Origin of the sequence: Brevundimonas sanguinis, assembly GCF_029636725.1 — a bacterium.
In the GTDB taxonomy this organism is placed as follows: Bacteria; Pseudomonadota; Alphaproteobacteria; order Caulobacterales; family Caulobacteraceae; genus Brevundimonas; species Brevundimonas sanguinis.
In genome coordinates this window covers 1850092-1867321 of the sequence record NZ_CP116770.1, presented here as the reverse complement: position 1 = coordinate 1867321, position 17230 = coordinate 1850092, and the positions used below count along the sequence as shown (strand labels likewise).

The window sequence follows — 17230 nt, the reverse complement described above, 5'->3', positions numbered from 1 at the left end:
GTCCCGGCGTCGGCCGGGATGATCGGAGTTTATAGGGCTGCGCCTCAGTGATACCGGCGCAGCAGGCCGACCAGCTTGCCTTGAACCTCAACCTGATCAGGGCCGAAGATGCGGGTCTCATAGGCGCTGTTGGCGGGCTCCAGGGCGATGGACTGGCCCTTCTTTCGCAGGCGCTTGAGCGTGGCCTCTTCGCCCTCGACCAAGGCGACGACGATTTCGCCGGAAGAGGCGCTCTCCACCCGCTTGATGATGACCGTGTCCCCGTCGAGGATGCCGGCCTCGATCATGGAATCACCTTCGATTTCCAACAGGTAGTGTTCGCCGGCGCCCAGCATGGACTCCGGGACCGGCAGGCGCTCGCGTTCGTGCTGGATGGCGGCGATCGGGGTGCCGGCGGCGATCTTGCCCAACAGGGGCAGGTCACGAACGTCGTTGGCGGCCTCGGCCGCGGCCGGGCGCGGGCCCAGGCCGCCGCCCTCGATCACGTCGGGCTTGAAGGGAGCGCGCCCCTTGGCCGGAGCAGCGGTCGTCGCCTGTTCCGGCAGCTTCACGACCTCCAGCGCGCGAGCGCGGTGGGCCAGGCGGCGGATAAAGCCGCGTTCCTCAAGCGCCGTGATCAGGCGGTGGATGCCCGACTTGGACGCCAGGTCCAGCGCCTCCTTCATCTCGTCGAAGGAGGGCGACACGCCCGTTTCCCGAATGCGCTCATGAATGAACATCAGGAGTTCGTGCTGTTTCTTCGTGAGCATGGCGGCGAATCCAGAACAAGGCGTGAACCGTTGGTGATGTTCTGTAAGTGTTCTGGTTAAAAGTCAACTAACGCCACGCTTAAGGCTCTCAAAGCAAAAACCCGCGCCTGCCGTTCGACGGCGGGCGCGGGTTTCGGTCCGTGCTGTGCTGACGTTAGCGAGCGGTCGGGGCGCCGTCCTTATAGCGCTCGAACCATTCGATCATGGCGTTCATGCGCGCGGCGTTCTGGGACGGACGGACGGCCAGGCTGTGGCCGACGCCGGGGATCTTCACCAGGGCCGTGGGCACGCCGCGCAGTTGCAGGGCGGTGTAGTACTGCTCCGACTCGCTGACCGGGGTGCGGTAGTCCTCGTCGCCGACGACGACCATGGTCGGGGTCTTGACGTTGCCGACCAGCGACAGCGGCGACCGGCGCCAGTAGGCCTCCGGGTTCTCCCACGGATATTCACCGAACCAGTAGCGGGCGAAGAAGGCCGGGTTGTCGGCCGTCAGCACGAAGCTGGCCCAGTCGATGACGGGCTTCTGGACCACGGCGGCCTTGAAGCGGTCGGTCTTGCCGACGATCCAACTGGTCAGCACGCCGCCGCCCGAGCCGCCGGTGACGAACAGGCGGTGGGGATCGGCGACGCCTTGAGCGATGACGGCGTCGACGCTGCTGATCAGGTCGTCATAGTCGTTCGACGGATAGTTGTGGTGGATCAGGTTGGCGAACTCGTCCCCATAGGAGGTCGAGCCGCGCGGGTTGACCGAAAGAACGGCGTAGCCCGCAGCTGCGAACAGCTGGTTGTCGGTGGCGAAGTGCGGGCCATAGGCGGCGAACGGGCCGCCGTGGATTTCCAGCACCAGCGGATAGCTCTGGCCCTCGACGTAGTCGGCCGGCAGGGTCAGCCAGCTTTCGACCGCGCGCTGGTCGTGAGACGAGGCGACCTGAATGCGGCGCACCTCGCCCAGGCGGCGGGCGCTGAGGAAGTCCGCGTTCAGGCGGGTCAGCTGAGTGCTGCGGCCGCCCTTCAGGACGTGGACATCGGCCGGACGCATCGGCGTGCCGCGCGTGAAGGCGATGGCGCCGTCGTCGGCCACGGTGAAATCGCCGCCGGTGTAGGGACGGCCGAAATCGTCGCCCGTCAGGTCTTCGATCAGGGTGGTGACGGCGCCGTCCAGCGAGACGCGGGCGACCTTGGTGCGCCCCTGATCGTCATAGGCGACATAGACCGAGCGCCCATCGCGGCTCCACACCGGCGATTTGACCGAGCGGTCCAGGTTCGGCGTCAGCACGCGGCTGTTCGAGCCGTCGGCGTCCATCACATAGAGGCGAGTGTTGTGATAGCCCATCCGCTTGTCGTCATAGCCGAGATAGGCGATGCGGCGTCCGTCGGGTGAGGCGACGGGCGAGTTGTCGGGACCGGCGCGGCTGGTCAGGGCGGTCAGGCCGCCGGTCTGCACGTCCAGGGCGAAGACTTCGCTGTCGGCGGCTTCGCGCTGCCAGTCGGGTCGACGGTTGGCGCTGAGATAGAGGGTGCGGGAATCAGCCGACCAGGACAGACCGCCGCCGTGATTGAAGTCGCCGTGAGTCAGTTGGCGCGCGCCGCCGCCCTGGGCGCCGACGACGAAGACATGGCGGAAACCGGGCTTGAGATAGCCCTGACCGTCCGAGCGGTACGAGACGGTGTCGATAATCTCCAGCGGCGGCGCCCATTTGGCGCCTTCGGGCTTCGGCAGCGACGAGCCGATCTTGGGCTTGTCGCCGGGAACCAGGACCGAATAGGCCAACTGCTCGCCGTTGGGCGACCAGCTGATGCTTGACGGGGTGTTGGGCAGGTTGGTGACGCGGACCGCTTCACCCGACGCCATCCAGCGCACGAACAGTTGCGGCGCGCCGCCCTCGGCGTTCGAGATGTAGGACAGGCGCGTTCCATCCGGCGACCAGCGCGGCTGGCGGTGGGAACCGGCCGAAGCGATCAGCGGCGTGTGTTGGCCCGTCTTCACGTCAATCAGCCAGATGGTCGGACGCATCTGATCAGTCATGATGTCGGCCGTCTGGCGGACATAGGCGATCCGGCTGCCGTCGGGGCTGATCTGGGCGTCGGAGGCGACCTCCATGCCGAACAGGTCCTGGGCCGTGAACAGGCCTCGGTCGGCGGCGGGCAGGGCGGTCTGACCGGCCGGCGCCGTCTGGGCCGGCGCCGTCTGGGCCAGCGCCGGCGCATGGGCGCTAAGGATCAGGGCGCAGGCGGCCCAGGCGAACTTGTTCATATGAATCCCCCTCTGAACTGACAGGGATCATAGGAAGACGCGAGGCGACGACAAGATACGGAAAAGGCCGCCGGAACGAATCCGGCGGCCCCTTTTGATCCGAATCCCGAAGAAGAATCAGAACTTGAAGCTGGCCCGCAGCAGCAGGGTGTAGCGGACGTAGTCTTCCAGCAGTTCGGCGTCGCCGGTGATGGCCAGCATCCCCAGCTCGTTGCCCACATTCAGACGGAAGCCCAGGATCGGGCCGCCGCCTTCGATGCTGGCGGGCGTCAGGGTGAAGGCGTCGCCGCCCGAGGCGAAGCGAGCGATGGTGGTCCCGGCGTCGACCGAGAAGTTCTGACGCCAGCCCAGACGGACTTCCGGGCGGATCCAGCCGTCCTTGCCGAAGCCGTAGCCGATGTTGACGGCCGCCACGCCCGAGAACAGGTGGCCGTCGCGCTCATCGATATCCAAGTCGAAGCCGTCGCCGCCGCCGCGTTCGGAGCGGGCGTCCTCGCTCAGCGAGAAGTATTCGACATAGGCTTCAGGGCGGACGTTCACACGACCGAAGTGACGTTCGTAAGAAGCCCCCCCCGCTGCGGCCAGGGTGAAGCCGTGCCAGTCGGACTCATTCTTCAGGTTGACGCCTTCGGCGACCAGTTTGCGCGTCGCGCTGAAGGAGGCGTAGCCGCCTGCCGCGCGCGCCCAGGTCGACCAATACTGCCCTTGGGCGCGCCAATAGAGGCCCAGTTCCAGCAGGTTGGCCGACAGCACTTCTTCAGCGGCCGATTCCGGGTCTTCCAAATCGGACGAGGTGAAGGCGGCGGTCAGGCCAAAGGCGCCCATCGAGGTGCCGCGCTCGACGCCGCCCGCCAGGCCGAAGCCTTCCGAGCGGAAGCCGTAGGTGTCGGTCTTGTCCTTGTCGGCGTAGAAGTTGATCTCCTGAACCCAGGCGCTGGTCTCGCCCGGCGTCGCCGCAGCGTTGCGGCCGGTCAGGGCGCGGGTCACGGCGTCGACGCCGCTGGCCAGCGACAGCAGGGGGCCGCCCGAGTGCTCGGGCAGCAGTTGCTGATAGACGTTGAAGAAGCCTTCCCGATCCGTCTGGTTCAGCAGGGCCGCGCGGATGACCTCGTTATCGGCCAGCCCGGCGTAGAGCACGTCGTAGGCGGCGGCTTCCGAGTTGATCATCTTGGCCTCTTCGGCCGTGATCCTCCGGGCGTCGATCGACAGTTCGTTGCCGGTCACGTCCCCGATCTCGACGACAAAGGCGTACGGAGAATTGGACTGCAACTGCTCGGACGTCAGGTCTCCGGCGTTCAGGTCGCCGGCCTTGATCACCTTGAAGCTGGTCGTGCCCTCGGCTGCGATCAGGGAGTTGAAGCGCACGCCCAGGCTGCTGGCGCCCGCCAGGTCGGCCGAGCCGGACACATTGTAGCGGAACTCGTCAGCCGTGGCCTCGTCCAGGGTCACGATCAGCTTGCCGTCTTTGCCGACGTTCAGGCTGGAGATATCCAGGCTGGCGGTCTGCTGAGCGTCCAGGACCCCCTTGGAAATGTCGATGTCGAGCTGGCCGTCGTCGTTCGACAGCTTGCCCTTGACCACGGCTCCGCCGCTGATCGACAGGCGGTCGGCCCCGGTCCCGAACGAGATGTCGCCGTTCACCGTGCCGTTGCGCAGATCCAGCACGTCAGCGCCTGAGCCGAAGCGGATGTCGCCGACGATCCCAGGTTCATTAGCGTCCGGCACCCCGTCGCCGTCAGCATCAGGCAACTTGTGGTCCGGGATGACCACGCCGTCCTGGACGAAGGTCACGCCGGTCGAATTGGCGCTCACGTCCACGGCGATGGCGGAACCGGTGCGCTCGACATCCTTTTCCGGAGTGACGACGGCGATGATGCGACCGGTGTTGTTGATCGTGGAAAGCGTGCCGGATTCGTCGCGGATCGCCACGGCGGAACCCTTGGACCCGTTCAACGCCACGGCGATGTTGCCCGAGTTCGAGATCGAGCCGACGTTGGCGCCGCTCTGGATCAGGACGCCGCTCGCCGTGTCGGCGTCGGAGGTGGCGATGGAGCCCTGGATGGCGCCGCTGTTGAAGATGGTAGGCAAGGAAGCGCCGCTGCCGACCAGGACGGTGCTGCTGTTCGCGGAAACGGCGGACGAGACGATGGTGCCTTCGTTGCGGAAGCCGCCGACGACCGTCACGTCCTGCCCCGTGCCGCCGATCTGCACGGCCTTGGCGTCGACGTCCTTGTAAACGCCTGCCGCTTCGATGGAGCCGCGGTTGATCAGGCCATAGGCGGAATCGCCCGCGCCGGCCGCGCCCAGCGTGATCGCGCTGTCGGACGAACCGACCAGCACGGCCGCCGACCCGCCGAACGAGCGGATGGTGGCGGTCGTTTCCTGGGCGTCGGGGATGCCGTCGCCGTCGCGATCGTCGTCTTCGCGGTTCTTCTTGCCGTCGCCGTCGTCGTCCTCGTCGCCATTCTTGACGCCGTCGCCGTCGTCGTCGCCGTCGATGCCGCCGGGGCCGTAGGACGGGGCGGTGTCGAATACGACGCCCTTGCCGACATCGCCGGCGATTCGCACAGCCGGGCCGCCCTGCAGCAGGTCGTCCGCATCCAGGTTTTCGAGATAGGTCTGGCCGGGCCAGGGTTCGCCCGTCGTGGGCTTGGACGGCGGCGCCGTGGTGTAGCGATAGCCGGTGGCGGTCACGGCGCCTTGAATCTTGACCTGGCCGCCGACATCGCCGTCGATGGCCACGCCGGTCGAGTTCTCGCCGACCACGCCGATGCCGCCCAGCAGGGTGACGTCGCCGCTGACGTCGCCGCTCGTGCGGACGCCATAGCCGTTGTCGCCGATGACGTTGATCTGGCCCAAGCTGACGATATTGCCGGTCAGGGGCGCTTCGACCGACAGACCGGCGGAATTGTTGCCCTCAACCCGGATCGAACCGGAGTTTTCGATCCGAATATTGCCCGTCAGGGGCGAAGCGCCGGTGACACGAACGCCATAGCGGTTATTGCCCTCGGCGAAGGGACCGTCCAGGTCGCCGTCCTTGTCGTCGTCCTTATATTCGTCGATCGCATCGGTGATGGTGATGGGGCCGCCGATGGTGATGTCGCCGGTGTTGCCGCCGTTGGCGAGTATGCCCGTGGCGCCGTCGGCGGCCTTCAGCATGTCGATCTTGGAGCCGGCGTCGAGTTTGACGCTGTTGCTGGAATCCAGCGTCACGGCTGCGCCGGAGGTGACCGCAATGGAGCCGCCGTTGGCGATCCGCACGTCGTCGCGGGCGCCGTTATTGGCGGTCGAGGTGCTGATCGGCGTGGTGCGGCCGTTCGAGATGACCTGTTCGGCCTGGGCGCCGGCCGCAACCATCAGGGGAGCGATCGCTACAGCGGTCGCGAGCAGAATACGCATCGGTAGGAAACCCCTCGTGGTCGCACGCGCAAGGACTGAGCCGACCCTCCTAACAGGGTCCGCACCCACATGCCCCAAATTTCTTGAATTTGAGGCGATTGCAAGGCCTGGCGTTAGGCGGCTGAAGCTGAACGGCAGATGAAAACCACAGCGTGGCCGGGATGCAAGCTCGGCCTTGTGCGCTTCCGCCTTGCAGCGTAGCCGGGGACGGATATACGGCGGAAAATCTGCAGGATGCTGATTTGCACCGTCCCGCATCCAAAGTCGGAGCCTTGGCGTTAGCGTGAAGAAGTTCAGCGGAAAGGCCCCAGGCATGAGCGTTAGCCCGATCAACGTCCAGGAAAGCGAACTGCGCCTGTTTCCGGGCTTGGATGACGATGTCGCTGCGACCCTTCGCGCGCTGAAGGCTTGCGCGGCCCAGGATCGCCCCCGGCTGGTGGACACAACCATGCTGTTCGCGCCGCGATCGGGCGGAGTGAAGCGTTATCTGCTGTCCAAGAAAGCGTGGCTGGCGGACAATCGTCCCGATGTGGCGCACAGCCTCGTCGTGCCCGGCGCCGGCTATAGGGCGAGCGCCGACGGCGTGGTGCGGCTGCAGGCCCCCAAGCTGCCGTTCGGCGACGGTTATCGTTGGCCCGGTTCGGTGCGTCGTTGGGGCGCCTGGGTGTCGTCGCTGAATCCCGCGCTGATCGAAGCGGGCGATCCCTATACGCCGGGGCAGGGCGCGCTGGAGGCAGGCCAGAGGGTCGGCTGTCCGGTCGTGGGTTTCTGTCATTCGGACCCGGCGAGTCTCGCGGCCCTGCATTTCGGCGAGTGGGCCAAGAAGCCGGTCGAGAAACGCTGGGCCAAGCTGTTCTCTCAGTTCGATCGCGTCGTCTCGCCCAGCCGCTTCATTGCCCGGCGGCTGGAAGAGGCCGGCGTCGGCGGCATCGTCGTGCGCCCGCTGGGCGTGGAGGTCGATACCTTCCATCCGGATCGTCGCGATCGCGACTGGCTGCTGAAGAAGCTGGGTCTGGGCGCCGACGCCCGTCTGCTGTGTTTCGCCGGGCGTCCGGCCAAGGAGAAAAACGTCGGCGTGCTGATCGACGCGGTCCAGCGTCTGGGCGCGCCCTATCATCTGGTGCTGGTCGGCGCGGGCGCCGGTATGCCGCCGGAAGATCGGGTGATCTCCCTGCCGTATGAGAAGGACCCGCGCGCCGTGGCCCGCATCATCGCCAGTTGCGACGCCTTCGTGCACGCCAATGACAAGGAGCCGTTCGGCTTGATCGTGCTGGAGGCGATGGCCTGCGGCAGGGCCGTGGTCGGCGTCAACGCGGGCGGCGTGGCCGAGACGGTCGATGACAGCGTGGGGCAACTGGCCGCCTCGGCCGACCCGGTCGACTACGCCGCAGCCATTGAGGCGCTGTTCGCGCGCGACGTAGAGGCGCTGGGCGCGGCGGCGCGGGTCAAGGCGGTCGAGCAGTTCGCCTGGAACCGGGTGTTCGAGGACCTGACCATGCTGTACGGCGAACTGACCGGGCAAGCCGCCTTTGTCACGCCGCGAGAGCGACTGCCGCTCAACTAGGGCTCGGGATCGACTGAACTGCAGGCGTGCGAAAGCGGCGCCTGCTGTCGGTTTCGATTTTCAGGGAGAAGAGGGAAGGGCGGTGCGCCACTCCCTCAAAGCCTTGAGAGGAGTGGCGCGAGTGACGGGGCTCGAACCCGCGACCTCCGGCGTGACAGGCCGGCACTCTAACCAACTGAGCTACACCCGCGTTCCCATCCGAAGCGACTGTGCGCCCCGGCGAGGGGCGTCGTTTAGGCGGGGCTGCGCCGAAGGTCAAGCGACCTGGCTGTGGATAAATCAAATCATCTTGTCGGAGCGGCTGCGGCGGCCTGAGGCGGGGCGGCGGGACCGGCGATTCCGCCGTCCGCCGGAAGCTGAGAGGCCGTGGCCGGCGGGGGCGGTTCGTAGTGCACGCCCACGCCCGGCCCCAGCGGCAGGTCCAGCGCCACCCAGGCCGCCACCATGATCAGGCCCGCAACCAGGAAGGCTCCGGCGTAGGGCAGCATGGTCGCCATCAGCGATCCCAGGCCGAATCTCGGATCCCACCGCTGGGCGAAGGTCAGGATCAGCGGGAAGTAGCTCATCAGCGGCGTGGCGATGTTGGTGACGGAATCACCCATGCGATAGGCGGCGGTCGTCATCTCCGGGCTGATGCCCAGAAGCATGAACATGGGCACCACGATGGGCGCCAGAGCCGACCACTTGGCCGAGGCCGAGCCGATGAACAGGTCGAAGATGCCGGACACCAGCACGACCATGATCAGCAGCAACGGCGTGGGCAGGGCCAGTTCGCGCAAGGAGGCGGCTGCATTGACCGCCAGGATCGGTCCCAGGCCGGACCAGTTGAACATGGCGACGAAGTGGGCGGCGAAGAAGGCCAGGACGATATAGGGCGCCAGTTGGCTGATCCCCTCGCGCATCATCCGCACCAGGTCATGGTGGCTCTTGATCGAGCCAGAGCCCGCGCCGAAGGCTGCGCCCGCCATGAAGAAGGTCAGGGCGAAGAAGGCCACCAGCGAGCGATACAGAGGGTTGAAGCGCTGCTCCGGCTCGGCGTCGGCGTCGACGAACGGGGAGCCGGGCAGGAAGGTCACCGCGGCCCAGACGGCGATCATGGCCAGGATGGTCAGGCCGGCCCAGGCCAGGCCGCGCTTCTCGGCGGCGGTCAGGGGCGTCTTCTCCTCGGCCGCGACCGGGGCGGCGTCGTGCGGGATCCAGGCGCCCAGGCGCGGCTCGATGACGCGGTCGGTCAGGAACCAGACGATGGGGGTGAAGACGATCACCACCCCGACGATGAAGAACCAGTTGCCCGCGATGCTGACGGCGTAGGACGGATCGATCAGATGGGCGGCCGGCTCGGTGATGCCCAGGATCAGGGCGTCGCTGGCGCCGGGGAAGAGGTTGCCCGCATAGCCGCCCGAGACGGCGGCGAAACCGGCGGCCAGGCCCGCCAGCGGATGGCGGCCGGCAGCGGCGAAGATGACGGCCGCCAGTGGAATCACCACGACATAGGAGGCGTCCGACGCGTGGTGCGACACCATGCCGGTGATCACCACGATCGGCGTCAGGATAAAGCGCGGCGCATTCAGCAGCGCGCCTCGGATCGCTGTCGAGAACAGGCCGGTCCGCTCGGCCACCGAGGCGCCGTAGATGATGGTGATGACTATCCCCAGCGGCGGGAAGTCGGCCAGGGTGCGCGGCATGCCGATGAACAGCCGCTCCAGATTGGCGGGCGACAACAGGCTTTGCGCCTGCAGCACTTCGCCGGTCACCGGGTTGACGGCGGACCAGCCCAGGCCGGCCCCGACCAGGCTCAGCACGACCAGACCGACGATCAACCATAGGAACAGGAAGACAGGATCTGGCAGCCGATTGCCGATACGCTCGACGGTGTTCAGCAGACGGGCGGCCAGGTTCATGCGCAAGCTCTGGGTTCAGGATAGACGACAGCGCATTTCGCGGATCACCGGCATAGGAGGCAATCGAAAGGGCTGCGGCAAATCGCGCAAAGAACTGCGAACCGTTCGCAACAAAAAACCTTTGCCGACATGGGTTTGAACCCTGGCGAGGTTGGGTCTAAGAAGCCCCGAATCCGCCCCCTACCTCCCGGCGGGCGAGGCAGCTCGAATGAACGAATTTCTTCTAGAATATCTTCCGATCGTCGTTTTCCTGGGCATCGCCATCGTGCTCGGCGCCGGCTTCATGCTGGCGGCCTGGGTGCTGGCCCCCAAGAACCCCGATACCGAGAAGCTCTCGGCTTATGAGTGCGGCTTCAACGCCTTTGACGACGCGCGCATGAAGTTCGACGTGCGCTTCTATCTGGTGTCGATCCTCTTCATCATCTTCGACCTGGAAATCGCTTTCCTGTTCCCGTGGGCGGTGTCGATGTTCGACCTGTCGCACGGCGGCATGGTCTTCGCCTTCTGGTCGATGATGGTCTTCCTGGGCGTCCTGACGGTCGGCTTCATCTACGAATGGAAGAAGGGAGCACTGGAATGGCAGTGATCGCCCCCTCTAGCCCCCTGGTCCCCGCCGGTTCGGCGGCGCGTTCGACCGTCGAGGGCTATGATCCCAAGATCCACGACAAGTTCTTCGAGTCCGTCAATACGGAGCTGGGCGAGCGCGGCTTCCTGACGACCTCTCTGGACGACGTCATCACCTGGGCCCGCACGGGTTCGCTGATGTGGATGTCGTTCGGTCTGGCCTGCTGCGCCGTGGAGATGATCCACCTGTCGATGCCGCGCTTCGACCTGGAGCGTTTCGGCACCGCGCCGCGCGGTTCGCCGCGCCAGTCCGACCTGATGATCGTCGCCGGGACGCTGACCAACAAGATGGCTCCGGCCCTGCGCAAGGTCTACGACCAGATGCCGGACCCGCGCTACGTCATCTCGATGGGGTCGTGCGCCAACGGCGGCGGCTACTATCACTACAGCTACAGCGTCGTGCGCGGCTGCGACCGCGTGGTGCCGGTGGACGTTTACGTTCCGGGTTGCCCGCCGACCGCCGAGGCCCTGCTGTACGGCATCCTGCAGCTGCAGAAGAAGATCCGCCGCACGGGGACCATCGAACGATGAGCGAACTGGTGCGCGTTGCGGAGCGCGAATCCGCCCTGACGCCCCTGGGCACGGAAATGGTCGCGGCGCTCGGCGTCGAGGCTGTGGTGGCCTATGGCGAACTGACCCTGATCGCCCCGCGCGAGAACATCGTCGAGATCATGACGGCCCTGCGCGATCAGTTCGGCTTCCAGCAGTGCATGGACGTCTGCGGCGCCGACTATCCTGACCGCGCCGAGCGGTTCGAGGTGGTCTACCACCTGCTGTCGCTGACCCGCGCCGCGCGGGTTCGCGTCAAGGTGTCGACCGATGAGGTCAAGCCGGTCCCCAGCGTGACGTCGGTCTATCCGTCGGCCGGCTGGTTCGAGCGTGAAGCCTTCGACATGTACGGCATGATCTTCTCGGATCACCCGGACATGCGCCGCATCCTGACCGACTACGGCTTCCAGGGGCACCCGCTGCGCAAGGACTTCCCCATGACGGGCTATGTCGAGGTCCGCTACGACGAAGAGCAGAAGCGCATCGTCTATGAGCCGGTGAAGCTGACGCAGGAATTCCGCAACTTCGACTTCCTGTCTCCGTGGGAAGGCGCCGACTATCCGACATCGGTCCTGCCGGGCGATGAAAAGGCGGGAGCGCAGTAATGGCCGACGTCAAGAACATGCCCGCGCCGCTCGGTTCGGCCATCGACCCGTTCGAGGACTATGAGGACGGCCTGACCCCGCACGCGCGGGCGATGGACGACCGCAAGTTCACCATCAACTTCGGCCCGCAACACCCGGCCGCGCACGGCGTGCTGCGCCTGGTGCTGGAGCTGGACGGCGAGCTGGTCACGCGCGTCGATCCGCACATCGGCCTGCTGCACCGCGGCACCGAGAAGCTGATGGAGGCGCGCACCTACCTCCAGAACATCCCCTACCTGGACCGGCTGGACTACGTCTCGCCGATGAACCAGGAGCACGCCTTCTGCCTGGCCATCGAGCGCCTGCTGGAGATTGACGTGCCGTATCGCGGCCAGCTGATCCGGGTCCTGTACTCGGAGATGGGCCGCATCCTGAACCACCTTCTTAACGCGACCATGCAGGCCATGGACGTGGGCGCCCTGACCCCGCCGCTGTGGGGCCACGAAGAGCGCGAGAAGCTGATGGTATTTTACGAGCGGGCCTGCGGCGCGCGCCTGCACGCCAACTACTTCCGCCCGGGCGGCGTCCACCAGGACCTGACGCCCGAGCTGATCGACGACATCGGCCGCTGGTGCGCCGAGTTCCCGGCCGCGCTGAACGACATCGAAAGCCTGGTCACCGAGAACCGCATCTTCAAGCAGCGCAACGTCGACATCGGCGTGGTGTCCAAGGAGAACGCCCTGGCGTGGGGCTTCTCGGGCGTCATGCTGCGCGGCTCGGACATCGCCTGGGACCTGCGCAAGGCCCAGCCGTACGACTGCTACGCCGACATGGAGTTCGACATCGCCGTCGGCAAGAACGGCGACTGCTGGGACCGCTACCTGTGCCGCGTCGAAGAGATGCGCCAGTCGGTGCGCATCATGGAGCAGTGCATCCACAAGCTGCGCAACTGCCCCGGCGAGCCTGTCCTGACCGAGGACAACAAGATCGCCCCGCCGCGTCGCGGTGAGATGAAGCGTTCGATGGAAGCGCTGATCCACCACTTCAAGCTCTACACCGAGGGCTTCCGCACCCCGGAAGGCGAGGTCTATGCAGCCGTCGAGGCGCCCAAGGGCGAGTTCGGCGTCTATCTGGTGTCGGACGGCACCAACAAACCCTACCGCGTCAAGCTGTCGGCCCCCGGCTTCCGTCACCTGCAGGCGATGGACTGGATGAACCGCGGCCACATGCTGGCGGACGTGTCCGCCATCCTCGGCTCGCTCGACATGGTGTTCGGAGAAGTGGACCGATGAGCGTTCGTCGTCTCGCCAAGGAGCAACCGGCCTCTTTCGAGTTTTCGAAGGAGACGATGGAAAAAGCTCAGTGGTGGATCAAGAAGTATCCGGAATCGCGTCGCCAGTCGGCCGTGATCCCGATCCTGTGGCTGGTCCAGAAGCAGGAAGGCTGGGTCTCTGAACCCGCCCTGCGCGCCATCGGCGACCTGTTGGGCATGGCCTACATCCGGGTGCTGGAGGTCGCGACCTTCTACACCATGTTCCAGCTGACGCCGGTCGGCACGACCGCGCTGATCCAGGTCTGCGGCACGACGCAGTGCATGTTGCGCGGCTCCAATGATCTGATGCGCGTGTGCCGCGAGAAGATCGGACCCAAGGACGAGCTGTCCGCCGACGGCCGCTTCACCTGGCAGGAAGTCGAATGCATCGGCGCCTGCTCGAACGCGCCCGTGGCCCAGATCAACGACCTCTATTACGAAGACCTGACGCCTGAGAATATGGCCCAGATCATCGACGACTTCGCCGCGGGCAAGACGCCGAAGGCGGGCAGCTATGTCGGCCGTCATACGTCTGAGCCGGTGGGCGGCCCGCGCGTTCTGACGGACCCGGCGCTGTATGACGGCTCGGCCGCCCGGAAGATTACGAAGCTGCCGAACTCGGAGCCCGTCGCTGAAAAGGCGCCGGCCTGATGGCGCGGCCGGACCTCGAGACAGATGCGGGCAGGGCGGCCTATCGGGCTGAACTGCGTCGCGTGGGCTGGCGTCAGCGTTGGGCTGGCCTGGCTTGCATCGTGGTCGCGGCCGCATTGGTTTTGTTCGCGCGCGACGGCCGTTTCGGCCTGACTGACAACGCGGTGATGGCGGCCTATGGCCTGTTGGCTATCGGATGGGTGCTGGTGATCTACGCCGTCTTCCAGCGCACCCGCCACCATAAACGCCGCATGGCGGAAGGACTTTAAGGGATCATGGTCGGCATCCTCCAAGACAAGGATCGGATCTTCACCAACCTCTATGGCTTCCACGATTGGGGCCTTGAGGGTGCGAAGACGCGCGGCGCGTGGAACGCTACCAAGGACATGCTGGACCTTGGCGGCGACTGGATCATCAACAACGTCAAGAACTCGGGCCTGCGCGGACGCGGCGGCGCCGGTTTCTCGACCGGGCTGAAGTGGTCCTTCATGCCCAAGGAAGTGAAGGATCGCCCTCACTACCTGGTCATCAACGCCGATGAGTCCGAGCCCGCGACCTGCAAGGACCGCGAGATCATGCGTCATGATCCGCACCTGCTGATCGAAGGCGCTCTGATCGCCTCCTTCGCGATGAAGGCCCACGCCTGCTACATCTACCTGCGCGGCGAATACATCCTCGAGCGCGAGCGCATGGAAGCCGCCGTCAAGCAGGCCTATGAGGCCAGGCTGATCGGCGACGACAACGTCCACGGCTGGGACTTCCACGTCTACATCCACCACGGCGCGGGCGCTTATATCTGCGGCGAGGAGACGGCCCTGCTGGAGTCGCTGGAGGGCAAGAAGGGCCAGCCGCGCCTGAAGCCGCCGTTCCCGGCCGGCGCCGGCCTCTATGGCTGCCCGACGACCGTGAACAACGTGGAATCGATCGCCGTGGTCGGCACCATCCTGCGTCGCGGCGCGGACTGGTTCGCCAGCTTCGGTCGTCCGAACAACACCGGCACCAAGCTGATGTCGCTGTCGGGTCACGTAAACACGCCCTGCGTGGTCGAAGAAGCCATGTCGATCCCGCTGCGCCAGTTGATCGAGGATCACGGCGGCGGCGTGCGCGGCGGCTGGGAAAACCTGAAGGCCATCATTCCCGGCGGCGCGTCCTGCCCGGTCATCACACGCGAACAGGCTGAAGTCGCCCTGATGGACTTCGATTCCATGCGCGAGCATCGCTCGTCGCTGGGCACCGCCGGCGTGACGGTCATGGACCAGTCCACCGACATCGTGAAGGCGATCGCCCGCATCAGCTACTTCTTCAAGCACGAGAGCTGCGGCCAGTGCACGCCGTGCCGTGAAGGCACCGGCTGGATGTGGCGCGTGCTGGAGCGTATGGCCATCGGCGACGCCGACCCGTCCGAGATCGACCTGCTGCTCGACGTGGCCGGTCAGGTCGAAGGTCACACCATCTGCGCCCTCGGGGACGCCGCCGCCTGGCCCGTGCAGGGCCTGATCCGGCACTTCCGTCACGAGATCGAAGAGCGCATCCACACCTACCGCAGCCGCCGCGCGAACTTCGCCGGCCACGCGATCGCGGCGGAGTAATCGTAATGCCTATCGCCAAGGTCAACGGCGTTGAAGTCGAGTTCGAACCGGGCATGACCGTGCTGCAGGTCGCCGAGCGCGCCGGGCAGGAAATCCCGCGCTTCTGCTACCACGAGCGCCTGTCCATCGCCGGCAACTGCCGCATGTGCCTGGTCGAGGTGAAGCCTGGACCGCCGAAGCCGCAGGCTTCGTGCGCGCTGCCGGCCGCCGACGGCCAGGAGATCTTCACCGACACGCCGATGGTCAAGAAGGCCCGCGAAGGGGTGATGGAGTTCCTGCTCATCAACCACCCGCTGGACTGCCCGATCTGCGACCAGGGCGGCGAGTGCGACCTGCAGGATCAGGCCGTCGGCTACGGCCGCGACGGCTCGCGCTACGGCGAGAACAAGCGCGCGGTCGAAGAAAAGAACATGGGCCCGACGGTCAAGACGTTCATGACGCGCTGCATCCAGTGCACGCGTTGCGTTCGCTTCATTACCGAAGTGGCTGGCGTGCCGGACATCGGCATGATCTCGCGCGGCGAAAGCGCTGAGATCACGACCTATCTGGAAAAGAACATCGACAGCGAGCTGTCGGGCAACGTCAACGACCTGTGCCCGGTCGGCGCCCTGACGCACCGTCCGTGGCAGTACCACTACCGCCCGTGGGAGCTGAAGAAGACCGAGACCATCGACGTGATGGACGCGCTCGGCTCCAACATCCGCGCCGACTCGCGCGGCGCCGAAGTCATGCGCGTGCTGCCGCGCGTGAACGAGGGCATCAACGAAGAGTGGCTGTCGGACAAGAGCCGCTACGCCGTCGACGGCCTGCAGGCGCGTCGTCTGGACCGCCCGTGGGTGCGCGAGAACGGCAAGCTGCGTCCCGCTTCGTGGGATGAAGCCCTGTCGGTCGTGGCCGACAAGCTGAAGGCCGCTCCGGCTAACCGCATCGGCGCCATCGCCGGCGATCTGCAGGACGCCGAGTCGATGAAGGCGACGCTGGACCTGTTCCGCGCCCTGGGCTCGGCCAACACCGACTGCCGTCAGGACGGCGCGGCGCTGGGCGGCGAGGCTCGCGAGGGCTGGCTGTTCAACTCTGGCCTGCAAGGTATTGAAAACGCTGACGCCATCCTGATCGTGGGCGCCAATCCGCGCACGGAAGCGCCGCTGCTCAACGCCCGTATCCGCAAGAGCTGGCTGAAGGGCGGCGTCGAAGTCGGCGTCATCGGCCCGCAAGCCGACCTGACCTATGATTACGCCTGGCTCGGCGCCGGTTCGAAGACCCTGGGCAAGCTGCCCAAGGCCGCGACCGACTTCCTGACCAAGGCCGAGCGCCCGGCGATCATCGTCGGCGCGGGCGCCCTGACCGGCGAGACCGGCCCGGCCGTGCTGAACGCCCTGGGCGCGCTGGCCAAGAAGGTCGGCGTGGTCAAGGACGGCTGGAACGGCTTCAACGTCCTGCACACCGCCGCCGCGCGCGTCGCCGGTCTGGACATGGGCTTCCTGCCGGGCGAGGGCGGTCTGGACGTGGCCGGCATGCTGAAGCCGGGCGCGCTGGACGTGCTGTTCCTGCTGGGCGCCGATGAGGTGAACGCGGACGCATCGGGCGCCTTCCGCGTCTATCTGGGCTCGCATGGCGATCGCGGCGCGCACGGCGCGGACGTGATCCTGCCGGGCGCGGCCTACACCGAGAAGTCGGGCCTTTACGTCAACACCGAAGGCCGGGTGCAGATGGCCGAGCGCGTGGTCTTCCCGAAGGGCGAGGCCAAGGACGACTGGGCCATCATCCGCGCCCTGTCGGAACGCGTCGGCCACAAGCTACCGTTCGACACCCTGGAGCAACTGCGTACGAAGCTGATGGGCGACCATCCGACCTTCGGCCGCATCGACTATCTGGCTCCGGCCGCGACGTTCGACGTCGCCAAGCTGGGCGCCAAGGGAGACCTGGGCGACGTCGCCTTCGTCTCCGTCATCGCCGATCCCTACCTGACCAACCCGATCGCGCGCGCCAGTGAAACGATGGCCCAACTGTCCGCTGAGCGGACGGCGCCGGTCGCCCTGGCGGCGGAGTAAGAC

Annotated in this window: 13 protein-coding genes and 1 tRNA gene; 9 read left to right on the top strand and 5 right to left on the bottom strand. The window is 66.4% G+C overall.

Annotated features, from left to right (window positions below; all coding sequences use genetic code 11):
• Window positions 1–44: 44 nt before the first annotated feature.
• The 3 genes from lexA to PIB44_RS09275 form a co-directional block, all read right to left on the bottom strand.
• Window positions 45–749: a transcriptional repressor LexA gene (gene lexA, locus PIB44_RS09285; protein ID WP_278069156.1), complete on the bottom strand. Its 705-nt coding sequence runs from the start codon at window positions 747–749 to the stop codon at window positions 45–47.
• 154 nt (window positions 750–903) lie between these two features.
• The gene (locus PIB44_RS09280; RefSeq protein WP_278069155.1) at window positions 904–3003 is read right to left on the bottom strand and encodes a S9 family peptidase; all 2100 of its coding nucleotides are present in this window, start codon (window positions 3001–3003) and stop codon (window positions 904–906) included.
• Between the two features lie 117 nt (window positions 3004–3120).
• A complete protein-coding gene (locus PIB44_RS09275; protein WP_278069154.1) occupies window positions 3121–6402 on the bottom strand; it encodes an autotransporter outer membrane beta-barrel domain-containing protein in 3282 nt (1093 codons plus the stop codon).
• Window positions 6403–6715: 313 nt separating this feature from the next.
• Here PIB44_RS09275 and PIB44_RS09270 point away from each other — a divergent pair, with 313 nt between their 5' ends.
• The gene (locus tag PIB44_RS09270; RefSeq protein ID WP_278069153.1) at window positions 6716–7966 is read left to right on the top strand and encodes a glycosyltransferase; all 1251 of its coding nucleotides are present in this window, start codon (window positions 6716–6718) and stop codon (window positions 7964–7966) included.
• A 113-nt stretch (window positions 7967–8079) separates the two neighbouring features.
• Here PIB44_RS09270 and PIB44_RS09265 read toward each other — a convergent pair.
• Window positions 8080–8156, bottom strand: a tRNA-Asp gene (locus tag PIB44_RS09265).
• Window positions 8157–8250: 94 nt separating this feature from the next.
• The gene (locus PIB44_RS09260; protein ID WP_278069152.1) at window positions 8251–9867 is read right to left on the bottom strand and encodes an AbgT family transporter; all 1617 of its coding nucleotides are present in this window, start codon (window positions 9865–9867) and stop codon (window positions 8251–8253) included.
• Between the two features lie 208 nt (window positions 9868–10075).
• Between PIB44_RS09260 and PIB44_RS09255 the strand changes: the two genes are divergently transcribed.
• The 8 genes from PIB44_RS09255 (at window position 10076) to nuoG (ending at window position 17227) form a co-directional block, all read left to right on the top strand.
• Window positions 10076–10453 carry an NADH-quinone oxidoreductase subunit A gene (locus PIB44_RS09255; protein WP_003164585.1) on the top strand — a complete coding sequence of 126 codons (378 nt, stop codon included), beginning with the start codon at window positions 10076–10078 and terminating at the stop codon, window positions 10451–10453.
• Window positions 10423–11022 (top strand): NuoB/complex I 20 kDa subunit family protein, encoded by a 600-nt coding sequence (locus PIB44_RS09250; RefSeq protein WP_119412176.1) that lies wholly within the window; start codon window positions 10423–10425, stop codon window positions 11020–11022. The genes PIB44_RS09255 and PIB44_RS09250 overlap by 31 nt, the downstream gene beginning before the upstream one ends.
• A complete protein-coding gene (locus PIB44_RS09245; protein WP_025977393.1) occupies window positions 11019–11645 on the top strand; it encodes an NADH-quinone oxidoreductase subunit C in 627 nt (208 codons plus the stop codon). The genes PIB44_RS09250 and PIB44_RS09245 overlap by 4 nt, the downstream gene beginning before the upstream one ends.
• 92 nt (window positions 11646–11737) lie before the next feature.
• Window positions 11738–12916, top strand: coding sequence for an NADH-quinone oxidoreductase subunit D (locus PIB44_RS09240; RefSeq protein WP_225212312.1), 1179 nt, complete (start codon window positions 11738–11740; stop codon window positions 12914–12916).
• Complete coding sequence (gene nuoE / locus PIB44_RS09235) at window positions 12913–13587, top strand: NADH-quinone oxidoreductase subunit NuoE (RefSeq protein ID WP_278069151.1); 675 nt, start codon at window positions 12913–12915, stop codon at window positions 13585–13587. The genes PIB44_RS09240 and nuoE overlap by 4 nt, the downstream gene beginning before the upstream one ends.
• Window positions 13587–13856, top strand: coding sequence for a hypothetical protein (locus PIB44_RS09230; protein ID WP_025977390.1), 270 nt, complete (start codon window positions 13587–13589; stop codon window positions 13854–13856). The genes nuoE and PIB44_RS09230 overlap by 1 nt, the downstream gene beginning before the upstream one ends.
• A 6-nt stretch (window positions 13857–13862) precedes the next feature.
• Complete coding sequence (gene nuoF / locus PIB44_RS09225) at window positions 13863–15176, top strand: NADH-quinone oxidoreductase subunit NuoF (RefSeq protein WP_025977389.1); 1314 nt, start codon at window positions 13863–13865, stop codon at window positions 15174–15176.
• Window positions 15177–15181: 5 nt separating this feature from the next.
• The gene (nuoG, locus tag PIB44_RS09220; RefSeq protein WP_278069150.1) at window positions 15182–17227 is read left to right on the top strand and encodes an NADH-quinone oxidoreductase subunit NuoG; all 2046 of its coding nucleotides are present in this window, start codon (window positions 15182–15184) and stop codon (window positions 17225–17227) included.
• Window positions 17228–17230 lie beyond the last annotated feature (3 nt).

What these genes read in the sequence shown, in the direction of transcription:
- lexA (WP_278069156.1), bottom strand. Translation starts at nt 749, where the DNA reads ATGCTCACGAAGAAACAGCACGAACTCCTGATGTTCATTCATGAGCGC.
- PIB44_RS09280 (WP_278069155.1), bottom strand. Translation starts at nt 3,003, where the DNA reads ATGAACAAGTTCGCCTGGGCCGCCTGCGCCCTGATCCTTAGCGCCCAT.
- PIB44_RS09275 (WP_278069154.1), bottom strand. Translation starts at nt 6,402, where the DNA reads ATGCGTATTCTGCTCGCGACCGCTGTAGCGATCGCTCCCCTGATGGTT.
- PIB44_RS09270 (WP_278069153.1), top strand. Translation starts at nt 6,716, where the DNA reads ATGAGCGTTAGCCCGATCAACGTCCAGGAAAGCGAACTGCGCCTGTTT.
- PIB44_RS09260 (WP_278069152.1), bottom strand. Translation starts at nt 9,867, where the DNA reads ATGAACCTGGCCGCCCGTCTGCTGAACACCGTCGAGCGTATCGGCAAT.
- PIB44_RS09255 (WP_003164585.1), top strand. Translation starts at nt 10,076, where the DNA reads ATGAACGAATTTCTTCTAGAATATCTTCCGATCGTCGTTTTCCTGGGC.
- PIB44_RS09250 (WP_119412176.1), top strand. Translation starts at nt 10,423, where the DNA reads ATGGAAGAAGGGAGCACTGGAATGGCAGTGATCGCCCCCTCTAGCCCC.
- PIB44_RS09245 (WP_025977393.1), top strand. Translation starts at nt 11,019, where the DNA reads ATGAGCGAACTGGTGCGCGTTGCGGAGCGCGAATCCGCCCTGACGCCC.
- PIB44_RS09240 (WP_225212312.1), top strand. Translation starts at nt 11,738, where the DNA reads ATGGACGACCGCAAGTTCACCATCAACTTCGGCCCGCAACACCCGGCC.
- nuoE (WP_278069151.1), top strand. Translation starts at nt 12,913, where the DNA reads ATGAGCGTTCGTCGTCTCGCCAAGGAGCAACCGGCCTCTTTCGAGTTT.
- PIB44_RS09230 (WP_025977390.1), top strand. Translation starts at nt 13,587, where the DNA reads ATGGCGCGGCCGGACCTCGAGACAGATGCGGGCAGGGCGGCCTATCGG.
- nuoF (WP_025977389.1), top strand. Translation starts at nt 13,863, where the DNA reads ATGGTCGGCATCCTCCAAGACAAGGATCGGATCTTCACCAACCTCTAT.
- nuoG (WP_278069150.1), top strand. Translation starts at nt 15,182, where the DNA reads ATGCCTATCGCCAAGGTCAACGGCGTTGAAGTCGAGTTCGAACCGGGC.